Here is a 24,746-nt window from a genome sequence, read left to right on the forward strand (position 1 = left end):
AGCTAGGGTCGAATGCGAGCACCGACACGAGGAGCGGCATGGCCAACCTGGTCTACAAACGGGTGTCGACCGACCAGCAATCGACCGACCGCCAGAACCTCGTCCTGGCCGAGGCCGGGATCGAGGACCCGGTCGCCTTCGAGGAAGCCGCGGGCACCTCCAGCCGCCTCCACCCGCTCCAGCGCCCGAAGTTCGCCGAACTGCTCGTGTACGCGCGGCCGGGCGACACCGTGCACATCTCCGAGATGTTCCGCCTCGTGCGCGGCACCGGGCACATCCTCGACGTGCTCGACGTCCTGCACCGCGACCAGGTGGCGCTGCGCATTCACGACGGCGCGTTCTCCGCGATGGATCTCACCGCCCGCCACCCGCGCACGGGCGAACTGCTGTCCACCGTGAAGTTCATGGTCCAGACCCTCGCCGCAGCCGGCGAACTCCAACGCGACCTCCAGCGCGAGCTGACGTACGACGGACTGCGAGCCGCCGAGGCGAAGGGCAACAAGGGCGGGCGCCGCCCGGCCGTCACGGCCGGGAAGACCGACTACGTGCGTGCCGCGTACCTGGAAGGCCGTTCCCTCGCGGCCCTCGCCCGCGACCACGACGTCAGCCGGGGCGCCATCCGCACCGCCGTCGCCGACCTCCTGCCCGACTACACGGCCACCGAGCCGAGCACCCCGGCCCCGGAACTCCCCGTCGTCCTCGACATGCCGGGCAAGGTCGCCGACTTCCTCCGCGCGGCCGAGCTGGAGCCCGCCGAGCGCGCCACGCTCAACCAAGGGGTGACCGTACGGCGCGGCCAGGGCTACACCCTGCGCGTCACCGCCGTGCCCGCGCTCCACCACCGGCTCCTCGGCCTCTGCCAGGCCCTCGACGGCGCCGCGGCGGTCCCGGCCCAGCGCAAGGCCCGCCGTGAGTACGAGAACCGCGTCAACGCGCTCCCGGTTGCCAGCCTGCGCTGAACGGACCGAGCACCACACCCACCAAGATCAAGTACTGGCGGCTTTTGGGCTTACCTCGGCGCTACCCCCGCATCGGACGCCTGCGATTCGTGGCTGACGCCGCGGCCGGTCCGTCCGCTCGTACGAGACCGGACAGCCGCCTGCGCGTGCGGTTCCCGATCTCCCTCGAGCCCCTGCCCGGTCGGCTCACAGGCGGGTGGCCCAGGGTTGAACCATGAGCCGATCCACCGTGAACGGTGGGAGGCCGGAGGCGGGGTGCGTTTCATGAGCGGACTGGTACTCGGCGCCTTCGGCCTTGTCGCCCTCGCTGTCCTCGCCTTCGGGGTGTACTTTCCGCGTCACCACCGCCGGGACCTGGTCGCGGCCTTCCCCGGCGCGAACGTCGGGGTCCTCGCCGTCGCGATGATGCCCGGCTCCGCATCGGTGGGGCCCGGGCTGGGGACGGGACCGTCCGGGATGTACGCACATGCCCACGATCTGGAACGCGGTACCGCCGTCACCGATGATCCGCCCCGTGCCGACGGCCCTTCCGTGCCGACGGCCCTTCCGTGCCGACGGCCCTTCCGTGCCGACGGCCCTTCCGTGCCGACGGCCCTTCCGTGCCGACGGCCCCTCCGTGCCGTCGGCCGGACGGCGTCCTTCGTTTGCCGACCTTCTGCGGGAATACCCCCTGGGGGTATGTGGTTCCGTGGCGTGAGGCCCGGTAACGGGGCACACTGGACGGGAATGGGGATGACGGTCATGGACCACGGCACGCAACACACCGGCACCGCGCACGACCACGCAGCCCACGAGCATCGCGCCGAGGGCCACGGCTCGCCCACGCCGGGCGCGTCCTGGTCCACGGCGGTGAGGGCGACCCTGCACTGCCTGACCGGCTGCGCCATCGGTGAGATCCTCGGCATGGTCATCGGTACCGCCCTGATGTGGGGCAACGTCGAGACCATGGTCCTGGCGATCTCGCTCGCCTTCCTGTTCGGCTACTCGTTCACGCTGTTCGCGGTCCGCCGGGCGGGCCTGGGCTTCAAGGCCGCCGTCAAGGTCGCCCTGGCCGCCGACACCGTGTCCATCGCCGTGATGGAACTCGTCGACAACGGCATCATCGCGCTCACCCCCGGGGCGATGGACGCCCACCTGTCCGACGGGCTGTTCTGGTCCGCCCTCCTGGGCGGCTTCGTCGTCGCCTTCCTGATCACCACCCCGATCAACAAGTGGATGATCGGCCGCGGCAAGGGCCACGCCGTCGTCCACGCCCACCACTGACCCGGCGTCCACCGGGGGCGCCGGCTCCCGGGCGATCAGCCCAGGCGAACGGCAGGCGTTTTGCGGAGGGACGGCGTCGTCCGACGTCCTCACGTACACACACGTCGTGTGCTCGGGCGGCTGGTCGGGCGGTCGGCCTCCGCGTACACGCCTCGCGTCATTCCCGTGATTCCTCCTACACTCACCGTGACGCGACGCGCCGACGTCAGGGGGCCGGATGGTGCTGAACGGAATGGCCGCGCAGGGGGACGCCGCCGCACCGGGGCCGACGCTGGAGAGACTGCTGTCGGTCATGGGCGCCGGTGTGCTGGAGCCGTGCGTGGCTCCGCGTGGCCTGGGGGTCGTGGTCGAGGGAGTCACGGTACTGGACCCGCTGGAGTCGGGGCTGCCGCGGGGACAGGCGTTGCTGGCGGTGGGCATCGATCCGCAGTCGGCCGCCGCCGTCGACGTCGTGCGCGATGCCGCCGGATCGGGAGCGGCCGCGGTGGTCTTCGGGCCGGGCCGGTCGGGGCGGCTCCCGGACGCGCTGCGGGCGGCCGCCGAGGACGCCGGTACGGCGGTGCTCTTCCGGACGGCGTGGTGCGGCTGGACCGAGCTGGTCGGCGCACTGCGGGCCGGTCTGGTCCTGTCCGGAGTCCCCGCCGATCCGGCTGTGGCGGCTGTGACGCCGGGCGACCTGAACGGGCTGGCCGACGCGGTGGCGGTCCTGATCGGCGGCGCGGTGACGATCGAGGACGTGGAGTCCCGGGTCCTGGCGTACTCGTCCACGAAGGAGGACGTGGACGAGTTGCGCCGACTGACGATCCTCGGCCGCCGGGTGCCGGAGTGGCGCGTGGCCGCCATGCGGGAGGCCGGGTTCTTCCGGGCGTTGTGGGGTTCGGGGGACGTCATCCACCGGCCGGCGCACGGGGAGAATCCCGAACGCCTGGTGGTGGCCGTCCGGGCGGGCGGAGAGATCCTGGGATCGATCTGGGTGGCGGCCGCGGGCGGTGACCTCCCGCCGCACGCTTCCGACACCCTGCGGTCGGCGGCTCGGGTGGCGGCCGCGCATCTGCTCCACCACCGGTCGCACCGCACGCACGCCCGGCTGGTCGAGGACGCGGCCCGTGCGCTGCTCGACGGACGGGGGTCCGCCGACGTGCTGAGCGAACGCACCGGGATTCCGGCGCGCGGGCACTGCGCCGTCCTGGCGGTACGCCCCGGAGCCTCCTACAAGGGGGAGGAAACCGGAAGGCTGGGCGCCCTGCTGGCGGTGCGCTGCGGCGCGAACGACCTCACGCCGGTGGTGGTGCCGGTCGCCCAGGGGGCCCTGGTCCTGGTGGGCGCGCTGCACCAGGACACGCGGCGGGCCGTCGAACAGGTCGCACGTCTGGGGAAGTCGCTGGTCCGGCAGGTGGCCGACGCGTTCGGGCCGGAAGCGAGAATCGGTCTGGGCACGGTGTCCGAAACACTGGCGGACCTGCCCGAGTCCCGCCGGTCGGCGGACCAGGCACTGAGAGCCCTGCTCTCGGCGGGAGAGCACCGCACCGTCGCCTTCGCGAGCGAGGTGGCCGAGGCGATCGCCCTGAACCAGATGCTGGACACGCTGACGGGGCCGGCCCTGGCACCGGAGACACCGGTGGCACGCCTGGTGGCGTTCGACGCCGGGCACGGCGGGGGCACCATGGTGCAGACCCTGCGGGCGTACCTCGACCACTTCGGTCACGTGCCGGACACCGCCCGGGCGCTGGGTGTGCACGCCAACAGCCTGCGGCACCGGATCGGCCGGCTCACCGAGGTGTCCGGGCTCGACCTTCGCAGTCCGGACGCCCGGCTCCTCGCCCAGTTGCAACTGCGTCTTCTGGAGCGCGGCGGCCGGGAGGCGTGAGCGTTCGGGCGCCGCCACGAAGGAAGGGCGGCTTCTTCGTGCCCGAGCACAAGGGTGGCTGTGCCCCGTCCGCGGTTTCGCTCCACGGTGAGAACCGCGCGGCGGAACACCGGGGCTCCCGACGAAGACACCCGAACCGCTCCGACGAGAGTCTGGTGGTCCGCCCACGGCAGCCGTGGGCGGTGAGACCCCGGCTCAGGGAGGGTGCACGATGAGTGGTTCCGGCAAGGCCGACCGGCGTGAACGGATTCTGCGGGCAGCCGTACAGCAAGGACTCCTGGAACCCGAGACGGCCGTACTGGCCGGGTTCGTCGACCTCGACGGCGTCAACGAAACCGTCACGTCCCTGCGGAGCGCGTTCCCCGACTCCCTCCGGGTCCTGCACGCGTTCGCGGCCAAGGCGAACTGCCTGGTCCCCGTACTCGAGGAACTGCGCCTGAGCGGCATGGGCTGCGAGGTCGCCAGTGCCGGCGAGCTCGCCCGGGCGCTGGAGGCGGGCTTCGACCCCGCACACATCGTGTTCGACTCCCCGGCCAAGACGCGGGCCGAACTGGTCCGGGCGCTGAGCCTGGGGGTCGCGGTGAACGCGGACAGCTTCCAGGAACTCTCGCGGCTGGACGAGATCCTGGCGACCCGCCGTTCCGGCTCCCGGATCGGCGTGCGCGTCAACCCCCAGGTCGGCGCCGGCTCGATCACCGCCATGAGCACGGCCACCGCGACCTCGAAGTTCGGTATCCCCTTGGAGGACGAGGGCAACCGGCAACGACTGCTCCGGGCCTACCGGGACCGTCCCTGGCTCACCCGGGTGCACACGCACGTCGGCTCGCAGGGCTGCCCCCTGGACCTCATCGCCCGGGGTATCGCGAAGGCGGTGGGGTTCGCCGAGGAGATCAACGCACACCTCGGCCGCCGACAGGTCACCGGCATCGACATCGGAGGAGGACTGCCGGTCAATTTCGACAGCGACGAGACGACGCCCGGCTTCGACATCTACGTGGAGCACCTGCGCGAGCACGCGCCGGCCCTGTTCTCGGGCGAGTACGAGATCGTCACCGAGTTCGGCCGCTCCGTGCTGGCCAAGAACGGGTTCACCGCCGCGTACGTCGAGTACACCAAGACCGTCGGCGGGCGTCCCGTCGCGATCACCCACGCCGGCGCACAGGTCGCCACGCGGACGGTGTTCGCCCCCGACGAGTGGCCCCTGCGGATCGAGGCCCACGACCCCCGCGGCCGGGCCAAGCACGGCCGGCCCGTGCCGCAGGACATCGCGGGCCCGTGCTGCTTCGCCGGCGACCTGCTGGCGCGCGACCGTGCGCTGCCCCTCCTGGACGCCGGCGACCTCGTCGTCGTCCCGGACACCGGCGCCTACTACTTCTCCACGCCCTTCCACTACAACAGCCTGCCCGAACCCGCCGTGCACGGCGCCCGCGTCGACGCCGACGGCCGGGTCACCTTCCGGCTGCTCCGCCCCGCACAGGAGGCCCACCCGGTCCCGGCCCTTGCCGGACGGTGACCCCCGTTCTCCCGCGTGACCCCATCAGAACGCCGATGGCAGCCACTCGGGCCGGCGCGGCCCGAGCGAGCGCGCCCGGATGCCCGGAGAGAACCACAACGCCACGGAAGGCAGGTGCAATCGCCATGAAAGTACGGTGCGCCCGGTCAGGGTGCTCCACGGAGAAAGCGACACCCCCGGGCCGGTGGAGGGCCGTCGGACAACGGCTGTCCGCCACGAGGGTGCGCTGCGGCCGGGCGACGTGTGATGTCGCGCGGTGGATCTCACGACGTCGGCGCATCGCGGCCGACCAGTTCCTCCGGGGCGCGTGCTACGGGGCGGGTACGGCCGTAGTGGGTCTGCTGGCGGTGTGGGCGCAGACGCGCTGACGACGAAGAAGTCCCGGACCACTGGTCCGGGGCTCTCTTCGGTGGAGCGGGTGACGAGAACCGGACTCGCGCTCTCGGCCGGGGAAGCGACGGCACCTGCCGGGCGGTGGCCCGAACGAGGGAGGGCGGACGGCATGATGTCCGTCGAACCGTCAGCACGGGGGATGCGGCAGAGTGGAACTTCGGGACATCGAGGTCTTTCCGACCCTTGCCGAGGAGTTGCACTTCGGCCGCACCGCCGAGCGGCTGCATGTCTCCCAGGCGCGGGTCGGCCAGGCCATCACCAAGCAGGAACGCCGTATCGGAGCGGCCCTGTTCGAGCGGACGAGCCGACGGGTGGTCCTCACGTCGATCGGCGCCCGCCTCCGGGACCCCGCCTCCGGGACGACCTCGCAGCCGGATACGCGCGGATCCGTGACGGCCTCGACACCGCGGCCGGCGCGGCCCGTGGTGTCCAGGGGGCCCTCACACTCGCGACGATGGGCGCGCTCGCCCATGACATCACCGATGTCACGGGTCGGTTCAGGGCGCGCTACCCCACGTGCGAACTCCGGTTCCGCGAGGCGCAGACAACCGATCCCTTCCGGCAGCTGCGCTCCGGCGACGTCGACCTCGCGCTCATCTGGCTCCCGGTCCGCGAACCCGACCTCACCGTGGGACCGGTGCTGTGCGCCAGACCGCTCGTCCTGATGGCGGGCGCGTCACATCCGCTCGCCCGGCGCTCGTCCGTGTGCATGGAGGACCTGGGTGACCGCATCGTGCTGATGCCGCGCGAACCGGTGCCCGACTACTGGTACGAGGCCCTCGTTCCCACCCACACCCCCGGCGGGCGCCCGATCCGACGCGGTCCGCAAGTGGCCACCTGGCAGGGAGGGCTGGCCGAGTACGAGTGGCGGCAACGCTGGAATGCCGGACGCTGGTTCCTCCAGGCAGACGGGGAGTCGGAAAAGCGTTTCGGGAACGAGACCATCCGCGTCAGCTCCGACGGCGAGGTCAGCATCAAGCTCCCGGCTCCGCTGGCGCACCTGGCCAGCGCCCCGCGTGGCCGGTACGTGCTCGACGGCCGGATCAGTTTCCGCCACCGCGGCGAAGAGTGGGCCGACCGCGTATCGGCGAACCGTGCTGTCGCCTACCGCATCCACCTGGACGTGGACCGGGGCCGCTGGTACCTCACCGCGTCGTGGACGATCCCGCCGGTCCAGACCGTTCCCCTGACCGCGGCCAGGGCGAACGGGCTCATCGGTGTGGACACCAACGCCGACCACTTCGCAGCGTGGCGTCTGGATGAGCACGGCAACCCGATGGGTGAGCCCCGCCGGTTCCTCTACGACCTCGACGGGCCGGCCACCTACCGGGACGCCCAGGTGAGGCACGCCCTCACCCGCCTCCTTCGCTGGGCACGGCGCGAAGGCGTCTCCATCGCGATCGAGGACCTGGACTTCGGCGCGGAGAAGACGCGGGAGAAGCACGGCCGCAGGAAGCGGTTCCGCAAGCTGATCTCCGGCATGCCCGTCGCCAAACTGCGGGCACGGCTCGTGTCCATGGCCACCGAACTCGGCATTACCATCGTCGTCGTCGACCCCGCCTACACCTCCCGCTGGGGCGCCGAGCACTGGCAGAAGCCCCTCAGCAGCAAGAACCGCAAGACCACCCGCCACGACGCCGCCGGCGTCGCGATCGGGCGACGCGCTCTCGGGCACCGCGTCCGGCGACGGACGGCGCCACCCCCACACGACCAGAGCGATCGTGTGGGGCATCGGACCGCCCAGGCCGGACACGGCACCCGTGGGCGTGGGGAAACCCACCCCCGCATCCCGGACCACGGACACGATCCGTGTCGCCGGACGCGGAGCGAACGCGGGTGACCAGCGCATCCACAACCGTTCGGGATGCGCCAGTCGACCAGGTTCGGGTCCAAGACTCACTCCTGCTCACTGATTAGGAACGGTTCCGTGACCGGCACGCGGCCGGACCGATCGTCGCCTTCACCGTCGACGACCTGCATGCCGAGCACGACCGGCTCAGGGCCGAGGGCGTCGCCATCACCATGCCACTGCGTGAAGAGCCCTGGGGAGAGCGGCTCTTCCAGGTCACGGATCCCAACGGGATCGTGATCCAGTTCGTCGAGTGGGCCGTGCCGGAGAACGGATCGGCCGGCTGAGCCGTCCGGGACCGGGACCGGGGCCGGGGCCGGGGCCGGGGCCGGACGGAGCTGAGCCCATGGCACCCAACGCCTCCGTGGTCCATCCGCCGCCCGAGAGGGAATTCCGGGTACTTCTCCCCGGGCGAGCTGCCGCGTCGGCGTGGCGATGTGGGCGACAGCGGCGGGAGCCCGCCTGGCGTCCGCGGTGCCGCGGCCGGCCGCACCGCGCCCCCCGGTGAAGGCGGGACGCCCGGTGCGGCCGGCGGCTGTGCCGTGGGACGCCGGGTGGTTACCAGGAGAGGGCGTCCGCCGGGTTGTCCTGCCAGTAGGTGACAGTGGCGGCGCTGTTGAAGAAGACACCGCCGTTCGGCAGCTTCAGGGTCTTCTCCCCTTCCACCGCGTTGCCCTTCTTGTCGGTGAGGAGCACGCCCAGCGTCTTCGCGTCGCTGCCCCCTTCGCCGTCGGGGGAGTACGTCGTGATGCCCGCGTACGCGGACTGACCGGGCTCGAGCACCACCACGGCCTGCGGCGTGGTTTCCCGGGCCCACGGCAGCGGGGACCGGGCGTCGGCGCCGGCCCTCAGGTAGGGGGCGCTGTAGGCGTAGCAGGGCTTGGTGCCGGTGTTGGTGGCCTTGAGCAGCAGGTGGTTGATCGGGCGGGACGCCTCGGTGACGGTCAGCTTGGTGTTCGCCGTGGTGCAGGTGACGACCGAGGAGGCCTCCTTCGTGGCGGCGGCGGCGGTCTGCCCGGCGGCCTGGAGACCGACGAACGCGAGGGCGGCGGCGACGACCATGGAGGAGGCGGCCGTGCGGGAGGCGAAACGAGTGGCGATACGCATGAGTGGACTGCTTTCTCTGAACATCGGGAAGGCGATTCTTTGGTGGTGAACCGTGTCGGCCGGTTGGCCGGCCGACCGGTCTTGTCCTGGTCGTGCTGTGTGGGGTGCGGGTGGGCGTGCCCGCAAGAGCGGGCCGTGGAAGTGGAGTTGAGCGGGGCCGAGCACCGTGTCCGGTGAGACGCCGTGCTTGGATGGCCCAAGGCTGTGCCATGCGGCGTCCCATCCGCCATTCCATCGGGAGTTTCGGAACGCTGGGATGCGCGATCGGCTCTGACCTGGAGAAACGTGACCTTCATGGGATGCCGAACGGAATGGGGGACTGGTGGGGGCGGCTGAGGAGATTGCTGATTTCGCGGCACTGCTGCGCGAGTTGAAGCAGCGATCCGGGCTGAGTTACGAGGCTCTGGCGAAGCGGGCGCACATGAGCACCTCGACGCTGCACCGGTACTGCAAGGGGGAAGGAGTGCCGGCCGACAACGCGGTCGTCTCCCGCTTCGCCCGGGTGTGCAGGGCGACTCCCGAGGAACTGGTCGAGTTGCACCGGCGCTGGGTCCTGGCGGACGCGGCACGGGAACGCGCCCGGCGGGCCGCAGCGGATGCGGAACCGGCCTCCGCGGACCGGGCCGGAGCGTCCACGTCCGGCTCAGGCCCGGAGTTACACCCCGCGCAGGCACGCACGGACCAAACCCGGCCGGAGGCCGTGTCGGACACCCCGCCCGCCCCCGCACTCGCGCCGCCGCCCGCGCCCGCAACTGCGCCTGCGCCCGCGTCCGCACCTGCGCCCGCCTCCATGGGAGAGCCCGGGGATTCTCCCGGGTCCGTCACCGAACCGTCGCCGGAGGAGGCTGTCCTCGCTCGCCGCACGCCGACGCCCATCCGGACCGCTCGCAGGCGGTGGGCCCTGATCGCGGCGAGCACCGCTGTCGTCGTCGCCGTGTCCACCGCGCTCACGGTCGGTCTGAAGGACGGGGGGACGGACCTGGCGGAGAAGGGCCGGTCGGCCGACACCGTGACCTCCTCCGGAGAGCCGTCCGCCGCCGCCTCCACGCCGCGCCCCTCGGCGTCCACGTCCCCCTCCGTGCGTCCGAGCCGCTCCCCGGCCCCGGCCCCGGCCCCCGGAACGCCCGACGCCAGGCCGTCGGCACACAGCACCGACACGTCGGCGCACAAGGGCCGCGCCCAGGACAGCGATGAGGTCCCGCTCACGGTGAGCACCCGCGCCTATGCCTGGGACGACCCGCAGTGCGAGGGGAAGTACCTGATCGACCGGCCTGCCGGCGAAGTCTCGCCGCCGGTGATGGGGCAGGACGTGCCGGGCTGGGTGAAGGCGCACGGCGCCGTCGCCGCCGACAAACAGCGGGTGGCGCTGACCGTCCAGGGCACCGGGGACGACACCGTCGTCATCGAGTCCCTGCACGTCCGTGTGGTCAACTCGAGCGCGCCACCGGCCTGGAACGCATACCTGGGGTCGTCGGGCTGCGGCGGAGGCGTGGAGACGAGGTCGTTCGACACGGACCTCGACGCCGGGCACCCCACCATCGTGCCGAAGGCCGGCCAGCGCGGTTTCCCCTACAAGGTCAGCCAGTCCGATCCCGAGGTGCTGTACGTCACCGCCCGTGTCAGTGCCCACGATGTGAACTGGTACGTGGAGCTGCAGTGGTCCAGCGGCGGCCGTCAGGGAACCATACGGATCGACGACCACGGAAAACCGTTCCGCACCAGCGGCAGCCAGGGGCGTCCCGTCTACGAGCACCTGGTCGGCGGCACCGAGTGGTACAGGGTGACGGAGAACTGATCCCCGGAGTCCCGGCACCTTCGTCAAGACCGTCGACGACAAGAGCAGCCCGGCCGGTCACGCGCTGCACCGCCGCCAGGTGTGGAAGTCGCCGGACGGCACCAAGGGCCGGCTGATCGACCCCGCGGTCAACGACAGCCCCGAGGGCGAAACCCTGAGCCTTCCCGACGAGCAGGGCAACACGCCGGAGGCGTACCTGAACAGTCCGTCGTCGTCGTACGACTGTCCGACCAAGCCGACCGCCAACCCCGACGCCCTTCCGGCCAGGATCTACAAGGGGACGAAGGGGACGAAGGGGGCGGACAACTCCTCCGACCGGCAGGCGTTCACCACCATCGGCGACCTGCTCGGCGAGACCTGCCCTCCGGCGGAGCTGTACTCGGCCCTGTTCAGGGCCGCCGCGAAGATCCCAGGTGTCGTCGTGGTCGACGACGCGGTGGACGCGGCGGGCCGACACGGTGTGGCAGTGGCCCGGCTGGACGAGACCAGCGGTCAGCGCGAGGAGCGGATCCTCGACAAGAAGACCCATGTCCTCCTGGGTGAGCGCTCGGTCCAGGTGAACGAGAACAGCGGAGATGACGCCCTGGTCAAGCCCGGTACGGTCACCTTCGCCGGCGCCGTCATGAACCGCGCCGTCGTCGACGGCGCGAAGCAGGCTTCGTCGCAGACCGGCTGACGACGGTCATGCGTCACTGGAGCACCTCGGCACCTCGGCACCTCGGCACCTCGGCGCTTCGGCCGGCCGTGACCACCGTGCGGAGGGGGAACGCGATGAACGATGTGGTCGCGACGAGTAGCGACCCATCAGGGACACCGGCGGTCGTGGCCACCGTTGCGCCTGACAACAGCACGGCCGGCGCACGTCCTTCCTGTCCGACGGAACCCCCTGGCGTCACCGGCGAGGACGAGGCCGGAACCCGGACTGTGCTCTTTCCGTCTTGTCCCCGACGGGCTGCTCCTCGTGAGGAGGATGCAATTCTGATCGGAAGACGATGAACGATATCCGCTCCGACGTGGGCGAAATACGGCAAAGCTGACACAAATTGAGACACATACCACCGCAGAACTTTTCGCGAATAAGTGGGAGACCCGCGTTCTCCAAATGGCGTCAACCACGGTTCGGACTCTGGGCCGTGGCCGCTGCCGTGGCCCTCGGATTCCTCATCGCGCTGGAGCTCGCCGCGCGTCGCCACGGCCTGCCGGGGCCGATCACCAACCAGGTACGGGAGGTGATATTCGCCCCCAAGTCGGGCGGTCTGCTGTACGCCGCCATGGCGTTGACGATGGTGGTGCTCACCTGGCGGGAACGATTCATCGCAGTGGGTACGGCGATCGGTGTCGACGTCGCCTTCCTGGTGGTCCGGTGGGCGGCCGACGCCAGGACGACCGGTGGCCACCCCTTCGGCAACGGCGCCTTGTGGGTGATCCTGGGCTGTGCGGTCATCGCTGTCACTCGCCGCACCGGCCGGGAGCGAGTCCTGCTGCTGAAAGGCGTCGGCCTGGGTCTGCTGCTGGTGGCCGGCCGCAAGACCGGCGACACCTGGCTGCTCATCACCTCGAAGACCCGCCCGGCGGTGCTCGACCAGTACGTGGCAACCGCCGATCACGCGCTGGGCAACCCGTCGTGGCTGGTTGGCCGGATCGTGACGGCCACCGGCCCCATCGGCTTCAACTTCCTCGACTTCGTCTACGGCCAGCTCGCGGTGGCCGCGGTCATCGCCGCGCTGTACCAACTGCGCGACGTGGCGGTCGAGCGCCGCTTCCCGCGCCACCACCTGGTGCGCACGTTTCTGGTGATCGGCCTCCTCGGACCGGCCTTCTACATGATCTTCCCGGTGGTCGGACCGGTCTTCGCCTACGGCACGGGCGCCGAGCACTGGTCGACGGTCAGCCTGTGGGCGCCGGACATGCCGCCCAGTGAGCCCTGGGCCGTGGCCACCCTGTGGCCGCAGACGCCGCCGCCGATCAGTACCCCGCACCCCATGCCGTTCGACGAGATCACCCCACGGAACTGCATGCCCAGCCTGCACACGGCGTGGGCGACCGCGATCTTCATACATTCCCGCAAGGGCCCACGGCTTCTGCGCTATGCAGGAACGTTCTGGCTGATCGCCACGCTCTGCGCAACGCTGGGATTCGGCTACCACTACGGCGCGGACCTCATCGCCGGCGTGGTGTTCACGCTCACGATCGAAGCGGCTCTGCGCTCGCTCGACCGCGGCTGGGACCGACCGGGGATCCGGCTGGTCGCCTACGGCGCATCGGTCTTCGCCGCGCTCCTGGTGTCATACCGCTGGCTGCCCTTGCAGATGGCCGAGCATCCGTGGGTGTCCGGACCACTGCTCATGCTGGCGATGACCTCAGTAATCCACGGCTACGTGCGGACCACCGCACTGTGGTCACGGAGGGCCGCACCGGCGCGGCAACCCGAACCGCAACCCGAACCGCAACCCGAACTGATCTGAATCGTGTTGCATCCGGTTGTCGCCCGGGTGCTGCCCGAGTGAGGCCGGGATACCGCACTGCTCAGTTTCGGCAAGGCGCTCTGGAAGACGGGCCGGTTCGAGGAGGGCGGCTTGTGGCGCATCGAGGCCGTACCCGACCGCGGCGAGTTGATCGTCACCAAGCAGGCCGAGCTGACGTCGACCGGCCGACTTCACCGATATGACTGGGAGCACCTGGAGGATGGGCACGGCTTCCTGACAGACCGAGCGATCGCCCCTGAAGAGGATCCGCTGGAGAGCATCCCGGCCGAAGAGTTCCAGCGGGTGTGGACTCGGTGAGCGGGCTGGACACGCATCGATGTCGCCTGCTTCCGCGCCCACCGCGTCGATCCGGCGCGCCGCCTTCTTCGGCACCGCGCACTCCGGCCGGCCCGTGTCCGGGGCGCCCCCGGGACGGTGGGGCCCCGCACCAAGGCGCAGGGGCCATCCACCGGCTCGCCGTGGGGATGCGGCTCAGTGGTCGTCGCGGATGGTGGTCGCGATGCCGTTGCTGATCACGACCTCGGCGCTGAAGCCCTTGGGCGGTCGGCGCTCCTCCCGGCTCACCAGGTCTTGCCGGCCTGCTCCCGGACGGTGCGGTTGATCCGGTTGAAGAAGTTGGTCATCGCGATCTCCAGGGTGATCGCGGACAGTTGCTCCTCGCTGAAGTGGCCGGCGACGGCGTCCCAGATCTCGTCGGTCACGCCCGCCGCGCCGTCCTGGAGCCGGGTGGCGGCCTCGGTCAGCTCGAGCGCCGCCCGCTCCTGCTCGGTGAAGAAGGGCGTCTCGCGCCACGTGACCACGTTGTGCAGCCGCTCCTCGGTCTCTCCGTGCTTCTTCGCCGCCTCGATGCCGGCAAAGACGCACGGGCTGCAGCCGTTGATCTGGCTGGCCCGCAGGTGGACCAGCCCCAGCAGGCGCGGGTCGACGCCACCGGCGTGGATCGCCTTGGTGAGGTGCTGAATCGCGGTGATCACGTCGGGATTCGCCGGGCTCTTCACACGTGCTTCCATCGGTCCTGCTCCTCTGCATCGGTTACCTGCGCCCGTCCGGGCACGTCATCACCCATGACGGAGCAGAGCCGAGGAAGGTAACAGCATGTCCGAGACCAACCCGACGGACCCGGTGGCCGAGGCGTTCGAGGCCCAGCGCGACCGGCTGCGCGCGGTCGCCCACCGCATGCTCGGCTCGCATGCCGACGCCGAGGACGTCGTCCAGGAGGCATGGCTGCGGCTCTCCCGCCAGGACGCGGCGACCATCCACAACCTCGCCGGCTGGCTGACCACGGTGGTCGGCCGGATCAGTCTCGACGTCCTGCGTTCGCGTCAGTCCCACCCACAGGCGTCCTACGACGACCGGCTGCCCGAGCTCGTGGTGACGGTCGACGAGGGCCCTGCGCCCGAGGACGACGTGGCGCTCGCCGACTCGGTCGGGCTCGCACTCCTCGTCGTCCTCGAGGCGCTCGGGCCGAGCGAACGGCTGGCGTTCGTGCTGCACGACCTGTTCGCGGTGCCGTTCGACGAGATCGGCCAGATCCTCGGCAAGTCCACCAACGCCACCAAGATGCTCGCCAGCCGCGCACGCAGGAAGGTGCAGGCGACCAAGAGGCCGACGGTCGCCGGACGGGAGCAGCGAGAGGTGGTCCGAGTCTTCCTGGCGGCGGCTCGCCGGGGTGACTTCGAAGGGCTGCTGCGCGTGCTCGACCCCGAGGTGAAGCGGACCGTCGACACCTCCGATGGCATGATCGTCACTCTCGGCGCCACCGAGGTCGCCGCCGGCGCGAAACTGTCCGCCGGCGCAGCCGCGCGGGGGCGGCCGGTGCTTGTCAACGGCCTCCCGGGGATCATGTCGTGGCGCGAGGACGGCACCCCCCTCTCGGTCGTCGCCTTCACCGTCACCGACGGCCGGATCACCGACATCGCAGTCGTGACCGACCCGGCCAGGCTGGCATCGATCAACCTGCCGCATCCTGGGTGAGCCACTACCGAGGCAGGCGCGGCCGGCGAGCGTGGGCAAGGTCTGCGGATCAGTTGGCCGATTTCATCATGGGTCGTTCCCTCCTGATTCGAGGGTGCTTCGCAAGTGCGCCGACACTGAGCATCGTGCAGGTTTCCATAGCCGCACTCACCGGTACCGGCCTCGATGTCACCGTGCGGAAGGCTCGGGCCGCCGCTGCCCAGAAGGCCGCTGAGGAGCGTTCTGGCACGGATCTGGCACGAGGCGGCTGATCGGTAGACATAACAACAGGGCCCAGGTCGCTGACCTGAACCTTCAGCCTGGAGCGGGTGACGGGAAGCGGACTCGCGCTCTCAGCTGGGGAAGCGACGGCGCTTGGGCGGCCGGATGGCTTCTGACCTGGTCATACGCCTCCCGGTGTGGCGCCCGAACGTGCAGGACCGCGCCGCTGTGGACCGTGGCTGACCGGTCTTACGGGCACGCTGTGGGCACGCCGTCCGATGGGATTCGCCCGGACCCTCTCTCAGCGGTTGAGGAGATGCCGAGCCTTGGAAGCGAGCGCTGGGCGGATGGGCGCCATTGCAGGAGCACACGGAGGGTCTGCCCCCATGCGCGCTCGCCTCGTCCTCGTCGACCTCTCTCATGTCGATCCAGAGAGCGCCTTCGCCATCGGCGACGGGTTTCCTGCACGCGTCACAGATGGCGAGAAGTCCGTGCGTCATCGGTGCGGCCTCCTGCGGTGAATGCCTGGTGCGCAGGCACCAGGCACGTCAGTGGCTGGTCCGGGCGCACCAGGGGAAGACGGCGCCGGGAGACGATGCCCGGCCGGGACGCCGAAGGGAAGCGTGGGAGGCGCGTGAATCCCGCGCATTCCCCTTGTCCGAACGGTGTCTGGAGTGATCAACAGGTGGCGACGTTTCTTTACCGGATCGGACGGTGGGCCTTCCGGCGGCGCCGGCTCGTGAGTGGTACGTGGCTGGGTGTCTTGGTGCTGGCCGGGATCGCCGCCGCCGTGGCGCCGGCCGGGGAGGAAGAGGACCTCTCCATGCCCGGCACCGAGTCGCAGAAGGCATTCGACCTCCTGGACGAGCGCTTCCCCCGGAGCAACTCCCAGGGCGCCGAGGCCCGCCTGGTGTTCCAGGCCCCGGACGGGCAGCGGGTGACGGCCAGGGAGAACAAGGCGGCCGTCGAGGACACGCTCGACTCGCTGGACGGGGGCGATCAGGTCGCGTCGATCACCGACCCCTATGAGACCGGCGCTGTCAGCGAGGACGGCACCATCGCCTACTCCGCGATCACCTACACCGCGGACGCCGTCGACCTGACCGAGCCGACGAAGGGCGCCCTCGAGGACGCCGCGAGCCAGGCCCGGGGCGCGGGGCTGACCGTGGAGATCGGCGGCTCGGCCCTGGATGCGGAAGTGTCACCGGGCGGTACGACGGAGATCATCGGTGTGGTGGTGGCGGCGGTGGTGCTGGTCCTCACCCTGGGGTCGCTGGCCGCGGCCGGACTGTCGCTGCTGACTGCCCTCCTGGGCGTGGCCATCGCCTTCGGTCTGGTCTCCGCGCTGGCCGTTCCGCTGGGCCTGACGTCCACCGTCGCCATCCTGGCGCTGATGCTGGGGCTGGCGGTCGGCATCGACTACGCGCTCTTCATCACCTCCCGCTTCCGCGACGAGCGCGCCCGGGGCAGCGAGCCCGAGGAGGCCGTCGGCAGGGCGGTGGGAACGGCCGGATCCGCCGTTGTTTTCGCCGGCGCGACCGTCATCATCGCCCTGGCCGGGCTGGGAGTCGTCGGAATCCCCGAACTCACCAAGATGGGCATGGGCGGCGCGGGTGCCGTGGCCCTTGCCGTACTCGTCGCACTGACCCTGGTCCCCGCGCTGTTCGGCTTCTTCGGCCGGCGGATACTGTCCCGCGCCGTCCGCAAGGCCACCCGGCCGGGAAGCGAGCGCCCGCACCCGGTGCCCACCGCGGCCGGCCGTCCTGGGCTCGGCACCCGCTGGGCGCGGTTCGTGCTGCGCCGGCCGGTGGCCGTGCTGGCGATCGCCGTACTCGGTCTCGGCGCCGTCGCCCTACCGGCGCTGAGCCTCGAACTCGGGCTGCCCGGAGACGAGTCCAAACCGGTGGAGACCACCCAGCGCCGTGCCTACGACCTGCTGTCAGAAGGCTTCGGTCCCGGCTTCAACGGCCCTTTGACCGTGGTCGTGGACACGTCGGAGTCCGCAGACACCCGGGCCACCACGGACCTGGTCGTCAAGACCGTACGGGCAGTGGACGGGGTCGCGTCGGTCGGTGATCCGGTTCTCAGCCGGACCAAGGACACGGCCGTCCTCGGCGCCGTCCCGCAGACCGCGCCGAACAGCGGCGAGACCAAGGACCTGGTGCACGCGATCCGGGGCGCGGTCTCCGGCGTCGCGGCCGACACGGGCGCCGACATCCTGGTGACCGGCACCACCGCGCTGAACATCGACATTTCCGAAGCCATGTCCGATGCCCTCCTCCCCTATCTGACCGTGGTCATCGGTCTGGCGGTGCTCCTGCTGTCGGTGGTCTTCCGCTCGGTCCTGGTCCCGATCAAGGCCGCGCTCGGCTTCCTGCTGTCGGTGGGTGCTGCCTTCGGCGTCCTCGTCGCCGTCTTCCAGTGGGGCTGGGCGGCAGACCTGGTCGGCATCGAGCAGACCGGGCCGGTCATGTCGCTGATGCCGCTTCTCATCATCGGAATAGTGTTCGGCCTCGCCATGGATTACGAGGTCTTCCTCCTCACCCGGATGCGGGAGGCCTACGTCCATGGCGCGTCCCCCGGCGAGGCAGTCGTCAACGGTTTCCGGCACAGCGGACGTGTGGTGGCCGCGGCGGCGATCATCATGATCAGTGTGTTCGCCGGATTCATCGGGATGAGCAGCCCGACCATCCAGACGATGGGCGTCGGCCTGGCCTCCGCCGTCGCCTTCGACGCCTTCGTGGTCCGGATGGCGATCGCCCCCGCGGTCCTGGCACTGCTCGGCCACCGGGCCTGGTGGCTGCCCCGTATTCTCAACCGTGTGCTGCCGAATGTTGACATCGAGGGTGAGACACTGAGCAGGTATGTCCCGGCCTCCGCGACCGAGCCGGACGCAGCGGTGCGGCGGCTCCCCGCCGGCCGGGGCTGAGCCGGCCATGACGAACGCGGGTGGCGGTGGCCCGCGACCACGCGGCACGTGGTGGCGGGAGGGAGCGATCACGGCGACGGGGTTCGCGCTCTGTCTGCTCGGCGGCGTGGTGCAGGTCGACGACACGCTGTCACCGCCGCCTGCCGCCGCCTACTTCATCGCCGTCGTGTCCTGTGCCGTGCTGCCGGTGCGGCACCGGGCGCCCCTGGCCGCCCTGGTGGCCACGACCGCGGCCGGCGTGCTGGTGCAGCCCTTGGGCCTCCTGCTGAGCCCGCTCATCATGGCGCCCGCCGTGATCACCGCCTACTCCTACTCGCTCGCCGCGCGCACCGAACGGCGCGCGGCGAGCGCGGTGTCACTCAGCTCCGCGGCCCTGCTGGTCGCCTCCACCCCCTTGTCCGGGGACCTCTCGTGGCAGGACGCGAGCAGGATGGGAGCGGTGGCGGCGTTCCCGCTGGTGGCCGGCGTACTCGGTCACTCGGTGCGGAACCGACGGGCCTACCTGGCGGCCGTGGAGGAGCGGGCCCGGCGGGCCGAGGAGAGCCGGGACCGCGAGGCGCGCCGGAGAGTGGCCGAGGAACGGGTGCGCATCGCCCGGGAACTGCACGACCTCGTGGCCCATCAGATCACCCTGGCCAACGCGCAGGCCACGGTTGCCGACCACCTCTTCGACGCCCGTCCGGAGCAGACCCGCAAGAGCCTGAAGGAGCTCGTCGAGACCACCGGCCACGCGCTCGACGAACTGCGGGCCACGGTCGGTCTGCTGCGTCAGTCCGGGGACGCGTCCGCGCCCGCCGAACCGGCGCCCGGGCTGTCCCGGCTTCCCACGCTCCTCGAGTCCTTCCGCCGCGCGGGTCTGGAGGTGTCGGTGCACCAGGAGGGCACGGCCAGGCCGCTGCCGCCGGGAGTGGACCTCACCGCCTACCGCATCGTCCAGGAGGCACTGACCAACGTGACCAAGCATGCCGGTACCGGTAGCGCACGGGTGTGCCTCGCCTGGAACCGCGATCGTGTGACCATCACCGTCGCCGACGACGGAGGGGGCGCCCGTACGGCGCCGACCGCGTCCACAGGACCGGGGGCGTCCGCGGTGCCGGACCGTCCGCCCGGTTACGGTCTGATCGGGATGCGTGAACGTGCCACCGCGGTCGGGGGACACCTCTCCGCGGGCAGGCGCCCGGAGGGCGGTTTCCTCGTCTCCACCCAACTGCCCCTCCCGCCCGTCAAGGACACGACACGGAGCACTGACGGAGTGACAGACACCGAGGAGGGACGGATGGCCGGTGGAGCGACAGGCGACGGACGGACGGGTGACGGAGAGGCCGGGGACGCGCCGTGACGCTCAGGGTGCTGCTCGCCGACGATCAGGCCCTGCTGCGCGGTGCCTTCCGGATGCTTCTCGACAGCGCCGACGACATCACCGTGGTCGGCGAGGCCGGTGACGGCAGGGAGGCGGTGAGACTCACCCGGGAGCTGCGCCCGGACGTGGTGGTCATGGACATCCGTATGCCCGAGGTGGACGGTCTCACCGCCACGGCGGAGATCTGCGCGGACCCGGAACTGCGTGCCAGCCGCATCCTGATCCTCACCACGTACGAGACCGACGAGTACGTCGCTCAGGCGCTGCGCGCGGGGGCCGGCGGCTTCATCGGCAAGGGCATCGGGGCCGAGGACCTGGCGGACGCCGTCCGTACGATCGCCGACGGCGACACCCTTCTGTCCCCCGCCGCGACCCGCTCCTTGGTCGCCCGTTTCCTGGCCACACCGGACGAAGCCCCGCCGCACCACCCCGAACAGCTCGCCGTGCTCACCCCGCGCGAACGCGAGATGGTGGCTCTGGTCGCGACCGGCCTGTCCAACCAGGAGATCGCCGAGCGGATGTTCCTCAGCCCCTTCACCGTCCGCGCCCACGTGCAGCGCGCCATGACGAAGCTGGAGGCCCGTGACCGGGCGCAACTCGTCGTCATCGCCTACCGGACGGGCCTGGTCCACGCCGCCCCCGCCGGCGGCACCGACCGCCCGTCGTAGTCCGGCACCGGGGCCCTCCGGCGGCTCCGCGCGGCCGGCCGCGCGCACCCCGCTGCCGGAGAGGGAACCCGTGCCGGACAAGATCACCGCATCGGGGCGAATCTGGGCAGCGCAAGGGCCGAGTGGGCCGGTCGTGCTGTCGCGAAGGGCATGGTGGCGAGGTCACGCAGCATGGTGTTGCGTTGTTCCAGGGCCCGCACCGTGGTGGGGAAGAGCGTGGCCGCACCGTTGTCGACCAGTGCCTGATTCATGGCCACGAACTCGCGAACATCGCGTTCGTAGGCGGCGAAGGCCGCGGTGTGGTCCCGGTTCGTGGCCAGGGCGTGGGCGAGCATGTAGGCACCGACCAGCGCGAGGCTCGAGCCTTGTCCGGTGAGGAACGAGGGGGCGTACGCGGCGTCGCCCACGAGCACGACGCGGCCGCTGGACCAGTGGGGCATGCGGATCTGACCGGCCGTGTCGAAGAACAGGTCGTCCGCGTCGCGCATGGCGTCGACCATGCCGGGGACCTCCCATCCCGCGCATGCGAAGACAGTGGCGACCAGATCCCGCTGGGCGTCGGGATTCCGGAGGGCGTAGAACGGCGGTTCCGGTTGGTGGAAGTTCAGGAAGGCGTGCAGCTCGTCGTTGTCCCCGACGGCGTAGAGGGCCGCGGCTCTCCCCGGGGTGTTCCACATCACCAGCTCGCGGGAGAGCCCGAAGGTGTTCGGCATGGTGAATATGGCGAAGCAGTAGCCGAGGTAGCGGTGGAACCGTTCTTCGGGACCGAACAGGGACTCCCGGGTATGCGAGTGCATACCGTCGGCGCCGACCACCAGGTCGAACGCGCGCCGTCGCCCACTGTGGAAAGTAACGTCGACCCCTCGCTCGGACTGGTCGAGGGTGTCGATGGAGTCGTCGAACAGGAACTCCACGTCGTCGCGAACCGCCGCGTGGAGAGTCGTGGCCAGATCCCCACGACGCACCTCGAGGTCCTGTCCCTCGACACCGCCGGCAACGGCGTGCGCCTCGACCGAGGCCACTTCACCGCCATCGGCGTCGAGGAAAGTGCAGCGCCGCGAGTCGATGTGCGCGTCCTGCAGCTGCGGCAGTACCCCCATCCGCCGGACCACCTCTGTCGCGGTACCGCGGATGTCGATCGGATAACCGCCACCGCGTAGTGCGCCCGCCTTCTCCACCACTGTGACCGCGAATCCGGACCGGTGCAGCCAGTACGCCAGCGCGGGTCCGGAGATACTGGCCCCGGAGATCAGAACTTTGCGCTTCGCGGTGGTACTCGTGTCCATCGACGGACCGGTAGGTGTCATGCCTGGGCTCCATTTCTCGTGAATCGGACGACGAGCAGTGACAACGCGGCGGCGAGACCGGCGACGGTGAAGCCTGTGGCGAAGGCCGATTCGGTCGGCAGGCCCGTCATCGGGTGGGTCCCGGCGTCGAGGATCGCGCCGGCGACCTGGGCGCCCAGGGCGACGCCGATCACGCGTGTCACCACGAGCAGGCTGGTGGCGATGCCGGTGTCCCGGGCCTCGACGGCGGTGGCGGTGCCGGCGAGCAGTGCCGTGGTACCGACGCCCGCGGCGAACGCGGTCAGCACCTTCGCGAGGACGAGCTGCCATGCCGCGGTGTGCAGCGACGCCAGAGCGATCATCGTGGCGGCCGTGACGACGGTGCCCACGACGACCACGGCACGCGGACCGAAACGCCGCGCCGCGATCCCGCCGACCGAATCGCTCACCGCCCCGGCGATGGCGCCGGGCAGCAGGAACAGTCCGATGTCGGTGGTGCCGGCTCCGAAGCCGTACCCGTCAGCCGATACCGCGAACAGCTGCGGGAGCAGAAAGGCCACCATCCCGAAAGTGGTGGTGATGACGAAGGTGAGCACGCACGAATTCCACATCGCGGGCTTTGCCAGCATGCGCAGATCGACCATCGGCGCGGCTGCCCGGCGCTCGACGACGACCCATCCGGTCGCGAGGGCGGCCACGACCACCGCGAGGGCACCGACCGCGAGTGGCGGCAGGCCGGCGCTCGTCACCGTCACGAGCCCGAGCATGAACGCGAGCAACGTGCCGCTCAGCAGAACCACGCCAGGCCAGTCGATCCTGTTGTCCGACCGGATCGGCGGATCATCCGGCATCAGCCGAGTCACGACCAACGTCGTCGCGATGATCGCGACCGTCGGCAGCGCGAACATCCAGTGCCAGGACAGTCCTTCCGCGATCGGCCCGGCAAACAGCGTTCCCAGCATGCCGCCGCCCGTGAACAGCGCGACGACCAGCCCGATCGCCGCCTGTGACTCTCCTGTCGTGAGGTGTTTGCGCACCAGGATGAATGAGAGGGGCAGCGCACCCACCATGACGCCCTGCAACACCTGACCGAGCAACAACACCGGCAGGTTCGGCGCCAGGCCGGCCAACAGACCACCGGCCGAGACCACGGCCATCAGCCGGACCAGCACCCGCTTTCCGCCATAGCGGTCACCGAGTGTGCCCGCGACGGGTGTGACGACCGCGCCGGTGATGAGCAACGTGCTGCCGACCAATGCCCCTTCGCCGGGACTCACCCCCAGCTCACGTTGCAACAGCGGGAGCGCGGGCTCCACCACTGACTGCAGGGTGCCGAGGGCGAGTGCCAGGATGCCAAGGGCACCGATCGCCGGCCTCCCGATGCGGACCGGGGAAATCACGGCTTCGGACACGGAAGCCCTTTTCATCGGCGCTCGTCCGGGAGGTCGAATGCCTTCTGTGGCCCGGTGCCGGGCACGGAGGGGTTCCGGTAAAGAAATATCGCCACCTGTTGATCACTCCAGACACCGTTCGGACAAGGGGAATGCGCGGGATTCACGCGCCTCCCACACTTCCCTTCGGCGTCCCGGCCGGGCATCGTCTCCCGGCGCCGTCTTCCCCTGGTGCGCAGGCACCAGCCACTGACGTGCCTGGTGCCTGCGCACCACGGGCCGGCTTGGGCCGGGGTTTGACCTGGAGTTCAGTGACCTGGGCTGCAGCCGGCTCCAACTGTCACGCCCCGGGCGGGCGAGCGGCGGGCCGCCTCCACAAGGGTGAGGGCGACGGCCGCGCCGAGGGCCGGGACCGGGTCGGGCCCACCGGCGGTGCCCCGAAGGGCTCGGGCCCCACCCCCACCCCCGCTCGGTCGCCGCCTGCCTGCCCGCACAGAGCGCCGCCCTCTAGGGGGGCAGGGCTGTGCTTGACGTCACCGGCCCGCGGGCCGAGCACCCGGAACCGCGGCCCGAACTGCGCGGTCGTCGCCGACCTGTACAGGGGGGAGCGGACCCCGCCCGCGCGGGTGAGCGCGATGAACATGTCGTCGTCGGCCGCCGTACCCGTCCTGCGTACGTCGGTCTCCGCATACACCCGCACCGCCGCGCCGAACAGGACGAGTGCCTGGTCGACCACATGCCTGCCCAGGTCGTACAGGAGACCTTCGGGAAGTCGCTGTCCCCTCGGCGGTTCCCCGACCGGGGCCTGTCGTGGACGTCGCCCTTCACTGTGCGCGGGGAGACCTCTCGCAGGCGGACGCTGTACTGCGCCGGGGGATGCGGTCACGCGCGGCACAACCTGCCGGATCCGCCACGGGACGCAACCTGAGGCGACTTCTTGCCCCGGTTCTTGCCGGAAATCTCGGTGAGCTGGGTTTTTGCCGGTCAGGAGCGGTGGGTTGGTGCGCCTGATGGTCGTCGTTGGCCGCCATTGGCCACTGTCGAGCGACGTCGGACGGCCCAGGAACGGCCCAGCTGTGGGATCGTATGAACGGCCTCAGTCGACGGACGCAGCCCGCCACTGTGCGGTGATGCACCCCTCTTCCATGTCCCACCGCTCCTTGGCTACGCCATGGTTGAGCAGCTTCTGCACCTTGGTGAGATCGGCGGTGGGCGGGACGTCCAGGGCGACCGCGCGGAACCGTTCCATGCCCTCGCCGCAGACTCCGAGTTCGTGAAACGCGTTGATCACGCTCTGTCGTGCAGCTCCAGAGCCGCCGCCACGGATCACGATGAGGCGAATGGTGCAGTTCTCGGAACGCCGAACCACCTCGCCGGCCCATCGCACGCCCTCCTCGTCGGGCTCGGTGGCCACGATGTCCCCGCAGGCAATGCCTCGGACAAACCAAGGAATGTTGTCGAGCCGTGCGGTGCCGTCGCCTTGGTCGACCGCCCACGGACTCTCAACCGACGCCGGGGGCCAGTCGTCTTCGTTCTCAAGCCGGAAGTGCACCTCCACATAAGGGCTTTCAGGATTCCTCATAGTGCCCAGGATCCACAGCCCTGCTGCGCCCGGCCGCAGGCGGGTGACCGGAACCGTCAACTCAAAACCGAATACGGGGTCGTCTGAGCCTCAGCCGACGACAGCCGGCCACGACGGCGGGTG

Annotated in this window: 16 protein-coding genes and 6 pseudogenes; 16 read left to right on the forward strand and 6 right to left on the reverse strand. The window is 70.6% G+C overall.

The features are described 5' to 3' along the window. Nucleotides 1-38: 38 nt before the first annotated feature. The 8 genes and pseudogenes from ACFWVE_RS17335 to ACFWVE_RS17370 all read left to right on the forward strand — a co-directional run. Complete coding sequence (locus tag ACFWVE_RS17335; protein ID WP_384014458.1) at nucleotides 39-959, forward strand: recombinase family protein; 921 nt, start codon at nucleotides 39-41, stop codon at nucleotides 957-959. A 264-nt stretch (nucleotides 960-1,223) separates the two neighbouring features. After that, a pseudogene (locus ACFWVE_RS17340) lies at nucleotides 1,224-1,394 on the forward strand (DUF4956 domain-containing protein); the annotation flags it as partial. 297 nt (nucleotides 1,395-1,691) lie between these two features. Further along, nucleotides 1,692-2,222, forward strand: a complete 531-nt coding sequence (locus ACFWVE_RS17345) for a DUF4396 domain-containing protein (RefSeq protein WP_384014550.1) — start codon at nucleotides 1,692-1,694, stop codon at nucleotides 2,220-2,222. Between the two features lie 217 nt (nucleotides 2,223-2,439). Continuing rightward, nucleotides 2,440-4,089: a PucR family transcriptional regulator gene (locus ACFWVE_RS17350; protein WP_384014461.1), complete on the forward strand. Its 1,650-nt coding sequence runs from the start codon at nucleotides 2,440-2,442 to the stop codon at nucleotides 4,087-4,089. A gap of 211 nt (nucleotides 4,090-4,300) precedes the next feature. Next, complete coding sequence (locus ACFWVE_RS17355; RefSeq protein WP_384014464.1) at nucleotides 4,301-5,602, forward strand: diaminopimelate decarboxylase; 1,302 nt, start codon at nucleotides 4,301-4,303, stop codon at nucleotides 5,600-5,602. A gap of 542 nt (nucleotides 5,603-6,144) precedes the next feature. Continuing rightward, nucleotides 6,145-6,267 (forward strand): annotated as a pseudogene (locus ACFWVE_RS17360) (LysR family transcriptional regulator); the annotation flags it as partial. Between the two features lie 182 nt (nucleotides 6,268-6,449). After that, a pseudogene (locus ACFWVE_RS17365) lies at nucleotides 6,450-7,912 on the forward strand (LysR substrate-binding domain-containing protein). 9 nt (nucleotides 7,913-7,921) lie between these two features. After that, nucleotides 7,922-8,131, forward strand: a pseudogene (locus ACFWVE_RS17370) (VOC family protein); the annotation flags it as partial. Nucleotides 8,132-8,402: 271 nt separating this feature from the next. Here ACFWVE_RS17370 and ACFWVE_RS17375 read toward each other — a convergent pair. Further along, nucleotides 8,403-8,951 carry a DUF4232 domain-containing protein gene (locus ACFWVE_RS17375; protein WP_384014467.1) on the reverse strand — a complete coding sequence of 183 codons (549 nt, stop codon included), beginning with the start codon at nucleotides 8,949-8,951 and terminating at the stop codon, nucleotides 8,403-8,405. Nucleotides 8,952-9,273: 322 nt separating this feature from the next. On the opposite strand from ACFWVE_RS17375, the gene ACFWVE_RS17380 reads away from it, so the two are divergent. The 4 genes and pseudogenes from ACFWVE_RS17380 to ACFWVE_RS17395 all read left to right on the forward strand — a co-directional run bounded on the left by ACFWVE_RS17380 (nucleotide 9,274) and on the right by ACFWVE_RS17395 (nucleotide 13,529). After that, nucleotides 9,274-10,746, forward strand: a complete 1,473-nt coding sequence (locus ACFWVE_RS17380; RefSeq protein WP_384014470.1) for a helix-turn-helix domain-containing protein — start codon at nucleotides 9,274-9,276, stop codon at nucleotides 10,744-10,746. A gap of 37 nt (nucleotides 10,747-10,783) precedes the next feature. Further along, a pseudogene (locus ACFWVE_RS17385) lies at nucleotides 10,784-11,422 on the forward strand (CU044_5270 family protein); the annotation flags it as partial. 457 nt (nucleotides 11,423-11,879) lie between these two features. Then, nucleotides 11,880-13,211 (forward strand): phosphatase PAP2 family protein, encoded by a 1,332-nt coding sequence (locus ACFWVE_RS17390; protein WP_384014473.1) that lies wholly within the window; start codon nucleotides 11,880-11,882, stop codon nucleotides 13,209-13,211. 111 nt (nucleotides 13,212-13,322) lie between these two features. Beyond that, nucleotides 13,323-13,529 carry a hypothetical protein gene (locus ACFWVE_RS17395; RefSeq protein ID WP_384014476.1) on the forward strand — a complete coding sequence of 69 codons (207 nt, stop codon included), beginning with the start codon at nucleotides 13,323-13,325 and terminating at the stop codon, nucleotides 13,527-13,529. A gap of 263 nt (nucleotides 13,530-13,792) precedes the next feature. Here ACFWVE_RS17395 and ACFWVE_RS17400 read toward each other — a convergent pair whose 3' ends face one another. Continuing rightward, nucleotides 13,793-14,242: a carboxymuconolactone decarboxylase family protein gene (locus tag ACFWVE_RS17400; protein WP_384014478.1), complete on the reverse strand. Its 450-nt coding sequence runs from the start codon at nucleotides 14,240-14,242 to the stop codon at nucleotides 13,793-13,795. An 85-nt stretch (nucleotides 14,243-14,327) separates the two neighbouring features. On the opposite strand from ACFWVE_RS17400, the gene ACFWVE_RS17405 reads away from it, so the two are divergent. The 4 genes from ACFWVE_RS17405 to ACFWVE_RS17420 all read left to right on the forward strand — a co-directional run bounded on the left by ACFWVE_RS17405 (nucleotide 14,328) and on the right by ACFWVE_RS17420 (nucleotide 20,364). Next, the gene (locus ACFWVE_RS17405; RefSeq protein ID WP_384014481.1) at nucleotides 14,328-15,206 is read left to right on the forward strand and encodes a sigma-70 family RNA polymerase sigma factor; all 879 of its coding nucleotides are present in this window, start codon (nucleotides 14,328-14,330) and stop codon (nucleotides 15,204-15,206) included. 886 nt (nucleotides 15,207-16,092) lie between these two features. Beyond that, nucleotides 16,093-18,336: an MMPL family transporter gene (locus ACFWVE_RS17410; RefSeq protein ID WP_384014487.1), complete on the forward strand. Its 2,244-nt coding sequence runs from the start codon at nucleotides 16,093-16,095 to the stop codon at nucleotides 18,334-18,336. A gap of 7 nt (nucleotides 18,337-18,343) precedes the next feature. Continuing rightward, nucleotides 18,344-19,675: a sensor histidine kinase gene (locus ACFWVE_RS17415; RefSeq protein WP_384014491.1), complete on the forward strand. Its 1,332-nt coding sequence runs from the start codon at nucleotides 18,344-18,346 to the stop codon at nucleotides 19,673-19,675. Next, a complete protein-coding gene (locus ACFWVE_RS17420; protein ID WP_384014494.1) occupies nucleotides 19,672-20,364 on the forward strand; it encodes a response regulator in 693 nt (230 codons plus the stop codon). Before ACFWVE_RS17415 ends, ACFWVE_RS17420 begins: the two co-directional genes overlap by 4 nt. An 83-nt stretch (nucleotides 20,365-20,447) precedes the next feature. On the opposite strand, the gene ACFWVE_RS17425 is transcribed toward ACFWVE_RS17420, so the two are convergent. The 4 genes and pseudogenes from ACFWVE_RS17425 to ACFWVE_RS17440 all read right to left on the reverse strand — a co-directional run bounded on the left by ACFWVE_RS17425 (nucleotide 20,448) and on the right by ACFWVE_RS17440 (nucleotide 24,623). After that, nucleotides 20,448-21,671 carry an FAD-dependent monooxygenase gene (locus tag ACFWVE_RS17425; protein WP_384014497.1) on the reverse strand — a complete coding sequence of 408 codons (1,224 nt, stop codon included), beginning with the start codon at nucleotides 21,669-21,671 and terminating at the stop codon, nucleotides 20,448-20,450. Beyond that, the gene (locus tag ACFWVE_RS17430) at nucleotides 21,668-23,062 is read right to left on the reverse strand and encodes an MFS transporter (RefSeq protein ID WP_384014500.1); all 1,395 of its coding nucleotides are present in this window, start codon (nucleotides 23,060-23,062) and stop codon (nucleotides 21,668-21,670) included. Before ACFWVE_RS17430 ends, ACFWVE_RS17425 begins: the two co-directional genes overlap by 4 nt. Nucleotides 23,063-23,349: 287 nt before the next feature. After that, nucleotides 23,350-23,804, reverse strand: a pseudogene (locus tag ACFWVE_RS17435) (oxidoreductase); the annotation flags it as partial. 333 nt (nucleotides 23,805-24,137) lie between these two features. After that, nucleotides 24,138-24,623 (reverse strand): DUF4265 domain-containing protein, encoded by a 486-nt coding sequence (locus ACFWVE_RS17440; protein WP_384014502.1) that lies wholly within the window; start codon nucleotides 24,621-24,623, stop codon nucleotides 24,138-24,140. Nucleotides 24,624-24,746: the final 123 nt, after the last annotated feature.

This window comes from Streptomyces sp. NPDC058632 (assembly GCF_042717095.1).
GTDB lineage: Bacteria > Actinomycetota > Actinomycetes > Streptomycetales > Streptomycetaceae > Streptomyces.

Coding starts and splice junctions, on each gene's coding strand:
- ACFWVE_RS17355 (WP_384014464.1), top strand. CDS start 4,301: ATGAGTGGTTCCGGCAAGGCCGACCGGCGTGAACGGATTCTGCGGGCA.
- ACFWVE_RS17335 (WP_384014458.1), top strand. CDS start 39: ATGGCCAACCTGGTCTACAAACGGGTGTCGACCGACCAGCAATCGACC.
- ACFWVE_RS17375 (WP_384014467.1), bottom strand. CDS start 8,951: ATGCGTATCGCCACTCGTTTCGCCTCCCGCACGGCCGCCTCCTCCATG.
- ACFWVE_RS17440 (WP_384014502.1), bottom strand. CDS start 24,623: ATGAGGAATCCTGAAAGCCCTTATGTGGAGGTGCACTTCCGGCTTGAG.
- ACFWVE_RS17400 (WP_384014478.1), bottom strand. CDS start 14,242: ATGGAAGCACGTGTGAAGAGCCCGGCGAATCCCGACGTGATCACCGCG.
- ACFWVE_RS17345 (WP_384014550.1), top strand. CDS start 1,692: ATGACGGTCATGGACCACGGCACGCAACACACCGGCACCGCGCACGAC.
- ACFWVE_RS17415 (WP_384014491.1), top strand. CDS start 18,344: ATGACGAACGCGGGTGGCGGTGGCCCGCGACCACGCGGCACGTGGTGG.
- ACFWVE_RS17350 (WP_384014461.1), top strand. CDS start 2,440: ATGGTGCTGAACGGAATGGCCGCGCAGGGGGACGCCGCCGCACCGGGG.
- ACFWVE_RS17425 (WP_384014497.1), bottom strand. CDS start 21,671: ATGACACCTACCGGTCCGTCGATGGACACGAGTACCACCGCGAAGCGC.
- ACFWVE_RS17405 (WP_384014481.1), top strand. CDS start 14,328: ATGTCCGAGACCAACCCGACGGACCCGGTGGCCGAGGCGTTCGAGGCC.